Source organism: Nostocoides sp., assembly GCF_035343835.1.
Lineage (GTDB): Bacteria > Actinomycetota > Actinomycetes > Actinomycetales > Dermatophilaceae > Nostocoides_A > Nostocoides_A vanveenii.
The window spans coordinates 1-9,796 of the sequence record NZ_DAOQZV010000115.1 but is presented as its reverse complement, the minus strand read 5'-3'; the positions used below and the strand labels follow the sequence as shown (position 1 = coordinate 9,796).

Genomic DNA, 9,796 nt, shown 5'->3' with positions numbered 1-9,796 from the left:
GGCGTCCGCCGATGCGCCAGCGGCGCGCGCCCAGCCCCGGATGACCTCGCGCGCGGCGGCCGTCGTGTCGGACGCGTTGTCCACCTAGGCCCAAGCCTGGCCGGCGTCCTTGTCCTTGGTCTTCAGGGCGAACTGCAACGACATCGCTGTCAGCGTCAGCCGATGCCCGAGTCCGTCGTGCAATTCCCGCGCCGAGCGAGCGCGTTCTTGAGCCAGGACCAGATCGCGCTCGATGCTCATCGCTGCCAGCACCTCGGCGTTCGCCGCAGCCAAGCGCCTGCCCCGCGTCAGGGCGACCATCCGGGCTCCTTGCAGCTCGTGCAGGAGGGCACCGCTCCCGGTGATGAGGAGCATGTGGAGCACCAGCAAGAGGGTGGACCCGGCGATGATCCGCGCCGATTCGTGCAGACGCAGGTTGAGCAGAGCGATCGCGGCGAGCACGACCGCACTGGCGATCATGGCATCCCGGAAGCGCCCCATCAGCCCGAGCAGGGCACCGCCGAGCAGGAGCATGACGAAGCCGAAGGCGCTGGCCACCCCACGCAGGCCGCCGTCACCCAAGGCCGTTCGACCGCCGGATCCTCGACCTGTAGCGCCACGGCCCTTGAGCAAGCTGGCCAGGGTCGCCAGAAAGAGGATGGCGGTCAACGCCAGGATGATCCGCCGCCCGAGGGGATGGTCGATCGCGAGGTCGACGTGCTCGCTGGGCCCCGAAACCGGGGCCGGCCTGCCGTCACGACCCCTCCGCACAACCACACGCTTGGTCACCGGCGCCAGTCAGGCACGTGACCCCGGTCATGGGTCTGCCCCGGCGAACCGTGACCGACCGGCGAAAGGCGTGACGTCGGCGGGACGCCCACGCGCCGAGACGAGCAAGCTCACCGGTATGACGATGACGCACGCCGAGCACACGGCATACCAGCAAGCGGTCGGGAGCGTCTGGTCGCGGCCTGAGGGGGCCGAGGCCCGGCGCCGTATGCCGCAGGGGGGCGTACGGTGCCGGTTGCCTCGGCCCGTCCGGAAGTCGTCGTGCCGGTCAGCCGGGGATGGTCGCGGTGTCGATGACGCAGCGGTAGCGCACATCGCCGGCGACGACGCGGTCCCAGGCCGCGTCGACGGCACCCGGGTCGGAGGCATCGATCGTCTCGATGGTCGCGCCCAGAGCGTGCTCGGCGCAGAAGTCGAGCATCTCCTGGGTCTCGGCAATCCCACCGATATTGCTCCCGGTCAGCACCTTGTTGCCGCCGATCAGGCCGAACGGGGTGACCGAGAGCGGCTCGACGGGCAGGCCGACATTGCACAACACCCCATTCGGCTTCAGCAGCCTGAGGTAGTCGTCCATCGCCAGGTCCGCGCTCACCGTGTTCAGGATCAGGTCGAAGGAGCGGCGCGCCGCCTTCATCGCCGCGGCATCGCCGGTGGCGATGTGGTGCGTTGCTCCCATCGCGGCCGCCTCGTCCTTCTTGGCGTCGCTGCGCGACATCGAGGTCACCTCGGCCCCCATGGCCGCGGCGATCTTGACACCCATGTGCCCGAGCCCCCCGACGCCGACGACGGCGACCGTGCGGCCCGGCCCGGCGCCCCACCGCTTCAGCGGTGAGTAGGTGGTGATGCCCGCGCAGAGGAGGGGCGCGGCCTCATCGAGCCCGAGTGCCTCGGGGATCCGCACGACGAAGCGTTCGGAGACGACGACCTGACGGGCGTAGCCACCGGCAGTCCACTCGCCGTCATAGCCCTGGGCGTTGTAGGTGCCGACCGCGGGCTTGGTGCAGAACATCTCCTGCGCGTCCTTGCAGGACTCGCATTCCCCGCAACTGTCGACCAGGCAGCCGACGCCGACCCGGTCGCCGACCTGGTGGCGGGTCACCGCGGAGCCGACGGCGGCGACGGTGCCGGCGATCTCGTGGCCGGGCGTCAGCGGGTAGTGCGCGGCACCCCACTCATCGCGTCCGGTGTGAATATCGGAGTGGCAGATGCCGGCATAGGCGATGTCGATGAGGATGTCGTCGTCGCGCAGGTCGCGACGCTCGAGAGCGATGGCCTCGAAGGGCGCACCGGCGGACGGGAGGGAAAGGGCAGGAGTGGTGGACGGCATACGGGCAGACTAGCCCCGCACCCGCGCGGCCACCTCAGAGTCGGGCCAGAACGTCCTGAGCGACCGCGCGGTAGGCCTGGGCGCCCTTGCTGGAGCGGGCGGTGGCGAGGATCGAACGGCCCACGGCCGGGGCCTCGGCGAAACGGACCGTGCGCGGGATCGGCGGGCTGAGCACGGTCAGCCCGTAGCGCTCTCCGACATCGGCGAGGACATCCTGTTGGTGGGCGCTGCGCGAGTCGAACATGGTCGGCAGCACGCCGATGACGGTCAGCTTCTTGTTGAGGATGCGTTTGACATCCCGGACGGTGTCCAGAAGCTGGCCGACGCCGCGATGGCCGAGCATCTCGCAGGGCATCGGGATGATCAGGCCGCGCGCGGCCGTCAGCGCGTTCAGGGTGAGCACGCCCAGGCTCGGTGAGCAGTCCAGCAGGATCAAGTCGTATGCCGTGGCCGCCTTCGCGAGCGCCTCCTGCAAGACGTATTCCCGGCCGGGACGGCCCAGCAAGACGGCTTCGGTGCCCGCGAGTTCGATCGAACTCGGCACCAGGTCGACGCCGTCGACGGCGCTCACGACGACCTCGTTCAGCGCACGAGCGCCGATGAGGACGTCGTGGATGGACGCCTCGACGGATTCGGGGTCGATGCCCAGGCTGAACGTCAGGCAGGCCTGCGGGTCGAGGTCGACGAGGAGGACGCGCTTGCCGAGCTCGGCGAAGGCGGCACCGAGCGAGGCGACCGAGGTGGTCTTGGCGACACCGCCCTTCTGGTTCGCGAGGGCGATGATCGTGGCGCTGGCGCGCTTGCGTGGTGGCACGAGGCTGGGCCCTTTCGGTGGCCGGGCCATTCGAGGCCGCCGGCCGTCGGGTGGCGGGTTTCGGGTTCCAGTCTGCGGGGCCGATCGGTCCCTGGCGGGGAAGGACACGCCTCGGCGAGGTGGTTGCGGGCGTGATCCGCTGCATACGTCCGGCGTGCCAAACCTCTGCTAGCACAGGTTCGGGCTCCTCCAGCAGGGTAGACCCTGCTGGACGACACCTAAACGCTGCTAGCAGAGGTTAGGTTCGCCCCGCCCCCGACCACGAAGCGGCGGAAGGAGTCGGCCGCGGGCAGCAGGCGACGCTCGGTCAGGCACGCCAGGCCGATGTCGCGCTGGGCCCCCGGATCCAGCAGCGGGAGGAAGCGGACCGGCCCGAGCACGACCGGGACATCGCGCCCGAGGGCCGGGACCACGGCCACTCCCAGGCCGGCCCCGACGAAGCCGCGCACCGTGGGCAGGTCGTCCACTTCATAGGCGACCACCGGCGAGAAACCGGCCACATTGCACAGGTCGACTACCTGCTCACGCATCCCCGAGGGCCGGCGGCGCATGATGAAGGGCTCGGCAGCGACCGCGGCGAGTTCGACCGCATCGGCGTCCGCGAGCGGGTGATCGAGCGGCACGCACAGCAGCAGCGGCTCGACGGCAACCCGTCGCCACTCGATATCGGGATGGGAAATGCGCGCGGTGGTCAGCTCCAACTCGACCTCGCGGGTGAGCAGGAGGCGCGAGGGGGCCCCGGGCTCGCCGACCGCCGTCCGCTGCAGGGCGAAGCGCACCTGGGGCCGAATCCGCCCGAAGTCGCGAATCAGCCCGGGGACAAACCACGTCCCGAGGCTGAGCGGGAAGCCGAGCGTGACCAGCCCGCTGCCGGGATCCAGCAGTTGTTCGACCGCGGCCAGGCCGTCGTCGAGATTGTTGACAAAGGCGTCCACATGGCGTTTGAAGGTCGCCCCGGCCTGAGTCAGGCGCAGCACCCGGCCGGAGCGGCGCAACAGCGGCGTGCCGACTTCCTCCTCCAGTCGCGCAAGCGCACGAGAGACGCCTGGCTGACTGACGGCATAGGTCTCGGCGACCTCGGTGACCGTCAGTCCGTCGGCAACGAGCTGGAACCAGCGCAGCGCCTCGGTCTCCACTCCCATGACGTTACGGCATAAATGGCATGCTGTGCAGCTATTGGACGCATCGTTGCCCGACGCGGACACTTGACGCATGAGCACGAAGACCCGCTGGCACGACCTGATTGCCACCCACAACGAACGCAAGGCCGCCCGCGCCCACGTCCGCGAACTCCAGGACGCCCTGTCCGTCTACACCTCACCGGTCGAGATCGAAGACCTCCTGGCGAGCGTCGAGGGCCAGGACAGCGACGACGCCGACCTGGTGCGCGACATCCTCACGCACAACTTGAGCAGCACCCACAGCAACCGCGCCCACCTGCGCGCCCCGATCGCCGCCTGACGCTGCGCGCAACCACCCCGGCCCGGCCGTCGCCTCGAGCGCGGACCGGGCCTTTTCGTCTGCCGCGAGGCCGGGCGCCCTAGGCTTGCGGGCATGTCAACGCGCGTCTATGTGGCCGCCACCGAAGCCGCCGCCGGCAAGTCCGCGATCGCTCTCGGCGTGGTATCGGCGCTGACCCGCCAAGCCGGCCGCGTCGGCGTCTTCCGCCCGATCGTCAGCAACACCGACGAGCCCGACCCGGTCCTGACGCTGCTTGCCGCGAGCCTGTCCGAACCGATGGATCCGCACCTCGCGCTGGGCGTTACCTATGACGCCATACACGCCGAACAGAGCGCCGCGATGGAGGAGATCGTCGCGCGCTTCCACGCGGCCGCGGCGGGCCGCGATGCGATGGTGGTCGTCGGCTCCGACTTCTCCGACGTCCCCTCCCCGACCGAGTTCAGCGTCAACGCGGAACTGGCCGCGAACCTCGAAGCCCCCATGCTCCTGGTGGTCTCCGGCGCCGACCGTGAACCCGAGGACATCGCGACGGCGGCTCGGGTCGCGATCACCGACGCGCGGGCGCACCACGCCCACGTGCTCGCCGTCGTCGCCAATCGGGTGACCGCCGACCCGGACTCAGCACTCGCCGCCGTGGCCGCCGCCGGAGCGGGCATCCCCGCCTTCGCCGTCCCCGACTCCCCCTTCCTGCGGGCGCCGACCGTGCGGCAACTCCTCGCCGCCGTCGACGGCACCTTGCTGTATGGCGACCCCACCCGTCTCGATGAGACCTGCCAGGGGCTCGTCGTCGCCGCGATGACCATGCCGCACGTGCTCGACCGGCTCGTCGCCGGCGGCGCCGTGGTCGTTCCCGGCGACCGTGAGGACGTCGTCCTCGGCGTGCTCCTGGCTCACGAGGCCAACACCTTCCCCACCCCGGCCGCGCTCTTCCTCAACGGCGGGTTTTCGCTCTCACCGCAGGTCCAGCGGCTGATCGACGGCCTGAGCTCGCAACTGCCGGTCATCGGTTGCGCGGGCGGAACGATGGCGACCACCTCGACCCTGGTCGGCGTTCGCGGCTATCTCGATCCCGGCTCCCCGCGCAAACTCGAAGCGGCAGAACGACTTTTCACTCAGCACATCGACTCCGAAGCGCTGCTGACCCACCTCGGTGCAACCACGCCCGGGGCCGTCACCCCGCTGATGTTCGAGCAGCAACTGATCACGCGGGCCCGCGCCGCGAACGCCCACATCGTGCTTCCGGAGGGCAATGACGACCGCATCCTCGACGCAGCCGACCGCATCCTGCATCGCGGAGCCGCACGCCTGACGATCCTCGGCGATCCGGCAGCCGTGCGCGAACGCGCCGGAGTGCTCGGGCTCGACCTGGAGGGCGCGCGGCTGCTCTCGACCGAGGACCCCGAGCACGTCGAGCGCTATTCGATCGAATACGCGCGCTTGCGTGGGCAGAAGGGCGTGACCGTCGACATGGCGCGCGATATCGTCACCGACGTTTCCTATTTCGGGACCATGATGGTTCTCCTCGGCGAGGCCGACGGCATGGTGTCGGGCGCGGCCCACACCACGGCGCATACCATCCGGCCCGCGCTCGAAGTCATCAAGACCGTGCCCGACGTCTCGGTCGTCAGCAGTGTCTTCTTGATGTGCCTGGCCGACCGGGTGCTGGTCTATGGCGACTGCGCGGTCAATCCCGAGCCGACGGCCGAGCAACTCGCCGACATCGCCATCTCCTCAGCCTTGACGGCGGCGCAGTTCGGCGTCGACCCGCGGGTGGCCATGCTGTCCTATTCGACCGGCAGCAGCGGCACCGGAGCCGATGTCGAAAAGGTCAGGGCCGCAACGGAACTGGTGCGCGCGCGGGCCCCGCATCTGCTCGTCGAGGGACCGATCCAGTATGACGCGGCCGTTGACCCCGCGGTCGCCGCGACGAAGCTCAAGGGATCGCCGGTGGCCGGGGCCGCCACGGTTTTCGTCTTCCCCGACCTGAACACCGGCAACAACACCTACAAGGCCGTGCAACGGTCGGCGGGCGCCGTGGCCATCGGACCGGTATTGCAGGGCCTGCGCCGACCCGTCAACGACCTCTCCCGTGGTGCCCTCGTCCGTGACATCGTCAACACGATCGCCATCACCGCGATCCAGGCAGGAGCGTCGCAGTGAAGCGTGTTCTGGTGATCAACGCCGGCTCGTCATCGGTGAAATACCAACTCCTGGATGCCGATTCGGGACTCGTCGCGGCCTCGGGCCTGATCGAGCGGATCGGGGAAGGGACGGGCGAGCTACGGCATACAGCAGGCGAGAGCACGCAGCGCTGGTCGGCGCCGATCGCCGACCCGGCCGCAGCATTCGTGGCCCTGGGCGAAGCCTTCGCGACCTACGGTCCGGATCTCGGCGCGGAACCGCTCTTCGCCGTCGGTCATCGCGTTGTCCACGGCGGCACCAAATTTCGCGAGGCCACGCGCATCGACGAGCACGTGCTCCACGCTCTTGAAGAGCTGACTCCCCTTGCGCCCCTGCACAATCCGGCAAATATCGCCGGCATCCGGGCGGCGCTGGCCCGCTTCCCCGATGTGCCGCATGTCGCCGTCTTTGACACCGCCTTCCACCGGACCCTGGCGCCCGCGGCGTTCACGTATGCCGTGCCGCAGACCTGGCGCGATGAGCACAGCGTGCGCCGCTACGGCTTCCACGGGACGTCCCACGAGTATGTCTCGAGGCGTGTTTCGGCGAGCATGGGTCGCTCCGAGCTAGCGATCGTGGTGCTGCACCTGGGCAATGGGTGCAGCGCCTGCGCGGTGCTCGACGGCGAGAGCATCGACACCTCGATGGGCATGACGCCACTCGAGGGCCTGGTGATGGGAACGCGTTGCGGGGATCTGGACCCGGCGATCCCGTTCCATATGGCGCGCACGGCCGGCCTCGGCGTCGCCGAGTTGGACGACGCCTTGAACAAGCAGAGCGGATTGAAAGGCCTTGCGGGAGCGAACGATTACCGCACGATCTCGGACCGGGCCCAGGCCGGCGATGCGGATGCCGCAGCAGCGATCGATGTCGTGGTGCACCGCCTCGTCAAATACATCGGCGCGTATGCCGCGGCCATGGGCCGCCTTGATGCCATCGCCTTTACGGGCGGGATCGGCGAGCACTCGCCCCGGTTGCGCGCGGCGGTCCTGGGGCGCCTGACCGTCTTCGGTGTCGAGATCGACGCGGACGCGAATGCGGCGGCCGAGGGCGAGACGCTGGTGACCACGTCGGCCAGTAGGGTCGCGGCATACGTCATCCCCACGAAGGAGGAACTCCAGATCGCTCGCGAGTGCCGAAGCCTCCTGCAGCAGTAGCGCCGCGCGCCCGCCCGAGCACGCCGAGGAAGCCTAGGCGTGCTCGGGCGCTGGATCAGTTGGTGCCGGCCGTGCTGGGCAGGGTCGGAGCAGACGTCGGCGCGTTGCCTTGGGCGCCGCTCTGCGTGCCACCCTGAGCCGCGCCGGGGGCTTGACCGTCCATGCCGCCACGCGGGCCACCCATCCCGCCGCCGTGACCGCCCATGGCGCCCGGACCGCCGGTGTTCTGGGTGATAGTGGCGAGGTCGGCGCTCACGTCGAAGAAGACCGGCGAGCCGTCCTTGGTACCGAGTGCGTCGTACGAGCCGTCGGGGTCCTTGCGGACGGTGTCGATGGTGACCGTGGCGTCCTTGGCCTTGACGGCTGCGATGACCTTGTCGGCCTCGGTGCCGGTGACCGCCGTGTCCTGGGACGCGTCGTTCATGCCGGGACCACCCTGACCCTGCGGGGCCTGACCCTGCGGGGCCTGACCCTGGTTGGCGGCAGCGGCCCCACTGGACGCGCCATTGGAGTCGGCAGCGGCGGAGCTGGAGGAGGTCGAGGAGGAGGAGTTGTCGGCCGCGTTGGCGAGGGCGGCACCGCCACCGACGACGACGCCGGCGGCTGCGAGAGCGGCAGCCGCCGCACCGAACTTGGAAAGGGCCATGGATGTTGCTCCTTGGGGTCTCGCCGGTCGGCTCATCCGCCCGGCCTGTGTAGCAACAACTTTCGGCACACTCCCTGTCGGGACGCTGTCAGCGCGCCTCGCGTGGGCTAAGACTTGGCGCCGGCGCGATCAACTGAAGACGACGGTGCGGTCACCGGCGATCATCACCCGCGACTCGCAATACCACCGCAGCGCGCGGGCCAGCACGCGCTCCTCACACTCCTCACCGGCCCGGACCAGGTCCTGGGGCAGCATCCGGTGATCCACGCGGATCGCATCCTGCTCGATGATCGGTCCTTCGTCGAGGTCGGCGGTGACGAAATGCGCCGTCGCGCCGACGAGTTTGACGCCGCGGGCGAACGCCTGGTGGTAGGGCTTGGCGCCCTTGAAGGAGGGCAGGAAGGAGTGGTGGATGTTGATGATCCGTCCCGACATCGCCGCACTCAGGTCGTCGGAGAGGATCTGCATGTAGCGGGCGAGGACGACCAGGTCGACGCCGAGGTCGTCGACCAGGGCGGAGAGTTGTGCCTCCGCATCCGCCTTCGTGGCCGCGGTGACGGGAATGTGGTGGAAGGGAACGGCATACGAACGCGCCAGCGGCTCCAGGTCGCGGTGGTTGGAGACGATCGCCGCGATGTCCATATTGATCCCGCCGGTTCGCCACCGGAAGAGGATGTCGTTGAGGCAGTGGCCGAACTTCGAGACCATGACGATGGTGCGATAGGGCGCAGCTGCCGGACGCAGGGCCCAGTCCATCGCGAAGGGCACCCCGATCGCGCCGATGGCCCCGTGCAGGTCGTGCTCGTCGAGCACGCGGCCGTCGACGCCCGCGAAGAGCACCCGCATGAAGAAGCGTCCGGTGCGCTGGTCGTCGAACTGTTGGCTCTCCAAAATGTTCCCCCCGACATTGGCGAGCGTGGTCGCGACCGCGGCGACGATGCCGGGTCGGTCGGGGCAGGACAGGGTCAGGACGTAGTTACCGCTCACGGGTGCGCATGCTAGTCAACGACGCGGCCGCCGGCCGCACGCCCTAGGCTTGCCCGGTATGCCGGCAGACGAACGTATCGCGCTGATGGTGGCCGCCCTCGTGCCGGTCCTGATCGTGCTGCCCGCCGTCGTGTGGTTCCGCCGGCGGCGCCGCGACGCCGTATTCGCCGGGGTCACGCCCGGCGAGTTGCCGGCCCTGGGGCAGCAGGTCACCCGCACGCGCGTCGGGGGTGGGCGATCGGAGTGGTCAGGACCGGTCGCCGTCCGGTTCACCCCACCGGACGGTATGACGCCCGGCCTGGTCGGCACGGTCATCGACGGCCGCGCGGATGTCGTCGACGTCAGCGCCACGCTGATCGACCTGGCGGTGCGCGGCTATCTGCGGTTGCACCCTGAGCCGGTCGATCCGGCCGCCCCACCTCCGCCCCCGGCGCCCTCGCACCGGGGGCGGCCGG

The 9,796-nt window shown here is 69.7% G+C and carries 9 protein-coding genes and 1 pseudogene; 4 read left to right on the top strand and 6 right to left on the bottom strand.

Annotated elements, in window-relative coordinates:
• Positions 1–84 precede the first annotated feature (84 nt).
• The 4 genes from PKH97_RS09615 to PKH97_RS09600 form a co-directional block, all read right to left on the bottom strand.
• Complete coding sequence (locus tag PKH97_RS09615; protein WP_324387187.1) at positions 85–768, bottom strand: histidine kinase; 684 nt, start codon at positions 766–768, stop codon at positions 85–87.
• A 268-nt stretch (positions 769–1,036) separates the two neighbouring features.
• Entirely contained in the window at positions 1,037–2,095 is a 1,059-nt protein-coding gene (locus tag PKH97_RS09610) for an NAD(P)-dependent alcohol dehydrogenase (protein ID WP_324387186.1), read from the bottom strand.
• Between the two features lie 34 nt (positions 2,096–2,129).
• The gene (locus tag PKH97_RS09605; RefSeq protein ID WP_324387185.1) at positions 2,130–2,909 is read right to left on the bottom strand and encodes a ParA family protein; all 780 of its coding nucleotides are present in this window, start codon (positions 2,907–2,909) and stop codon (positions 2,130–2,132) included.
• Between the two features lie 218 nt (positions 2,910–3,127).
• Complete coding sequence (locus tag PKH97_RS09600) at positions 3,128–4,051, bottom strand: LysR family transcriptional regulator (protein WP_324387184.1); 924 nt, start codon at positions 4,049–4,051, stop codon at positions 3,128–3,130.
• 70 nt (positions 4,052–4,121) lie between these two features.
• Here PKH97_RS09600 and PKH97_RS09595 point away from each other — a divergent pair, with 70 nt between their 5' ends.
• From PKH97_RS09595 to PKH97_RS09585, 3 genes are all read left to right on the top strand, one after another.
• Positions 4,122–4,370, top strand: a complete 249-nt coding sequence (locus PKH97_RS09595; RefSeq protein WP_324387183.1) for a hypothetical protein — start codon at positions 4,122–4,124, stop codon at positions 4,368–4,370.
• A gap of 93 nt (positions 4,371–4,463) precedes the next feature.
• Positions 4,464–6,530: a phosphate acetyltransferase gene (pta, locus tag PKH97_RS09590; RefSeq protein ID WP_324387182.1), complete on the top strand. Its 2,067-nt coding sequence runs from the start codon at positions 4,464–4,466 to the stop codon at positions 6,528–6,530.
• Positions 6,527–7,708 carry an acetate kinase gene (locus PKH97_RS09585; protein ID WP_324387181.1) on the top strand — a complete coding sequence of 394 codons (1,182 nt, stop codon included), beginning with the start codon at positions 6,527–6,529 and terminating at the stop codon, positions 7,706–7,708. Before pta ends, PKH97_RS09585 begins: the two co-directional genes overlap by 4 nt.
• A 55-nt stretch (positions 7,709–7,763) precedes the next feature.
• Here the strand turns inward: PKH97_RS09585 and PKH97_RS09580 are convergent, their stop codons facing one another.
• Together PKH97_RS09580 and purU are read right to left on the bottom strand one after the other, a co-directional pair.
• Positions 7,764–8,354 carry a hypothetical protein gene (locus PKH97_RS09580; protein WP_324387180.1) on the bottom strand — a complete coding sequence of 197 codons (591 nt, stop codon included), beginning with the start codon at positions 8,352–8,354 and terminating at the stop codon, positions 7,764–7,766.
• A 129-nt stretch (positions 8,355–8,483) separates the two neighbouring features.
• Positions 8,484–9,341 carry a formyltetrahydrofolate deformylase gene (purU, locus tag PKH97_RS09575; RefSeq protein WP_324387179.1) on the bottom strand — a complete coding sequence of 286 codons (858 nt, stop codon included), beginning with the start codon at positions 9,339–9,341 and terminating at the stop codon, positions 8,484–8,486.
• A 58-nt stretch (positions 9,342–9,399) separates the two neighbouring features.
• Here purU and PKH97_RS09570 point away from each other — a divergent pair.
• Positions 9,400–9,796, top strand: a pseudogene (locus tag PKH97_RS09570) (hypothetical protein); the annotation flags it as partial.

Bases quoted from the DNA above. Each gene is read 5' to 3' on its own strand.
- PKH97_RS09595 (WP_324387183.1), top strand. From the start codon at position 4,122: ATGAGCACGAAGACCCGCTGGCACGACCTGATTGCCACCCACAACGAA.
- PKH97_RS09610 (WP_324387186.1), bottom strand. From the start codon at position 2,095: ATGCCGTCCACCACTCCTGCCCTTTCCCTCCCGTCCGCCGGTGCGCCC.
- pta (WP_324387182.1), top strand. From the start codon at position 4,464: ATGTCAACGCGCGTCTATGTGGCCGCCACCGAAGCCGCCGCCGGCAAG.
- PKH97_RS09600 (WP_324387184.1), bottom strand. From the start codon at position 4,051: ATGGGAGTGGAGACCGAGGCGCTGCGCTGGTTCCAGCTCGTTGCCGAC.
- PKH97_RS09580 (WP_324387180.1), bottom strand. From the start codon at position 8,354: ATGGCCCTTTCCAAGTTCGGTGCGGCGGCTGCCGCTCTCGCAGCCGCC.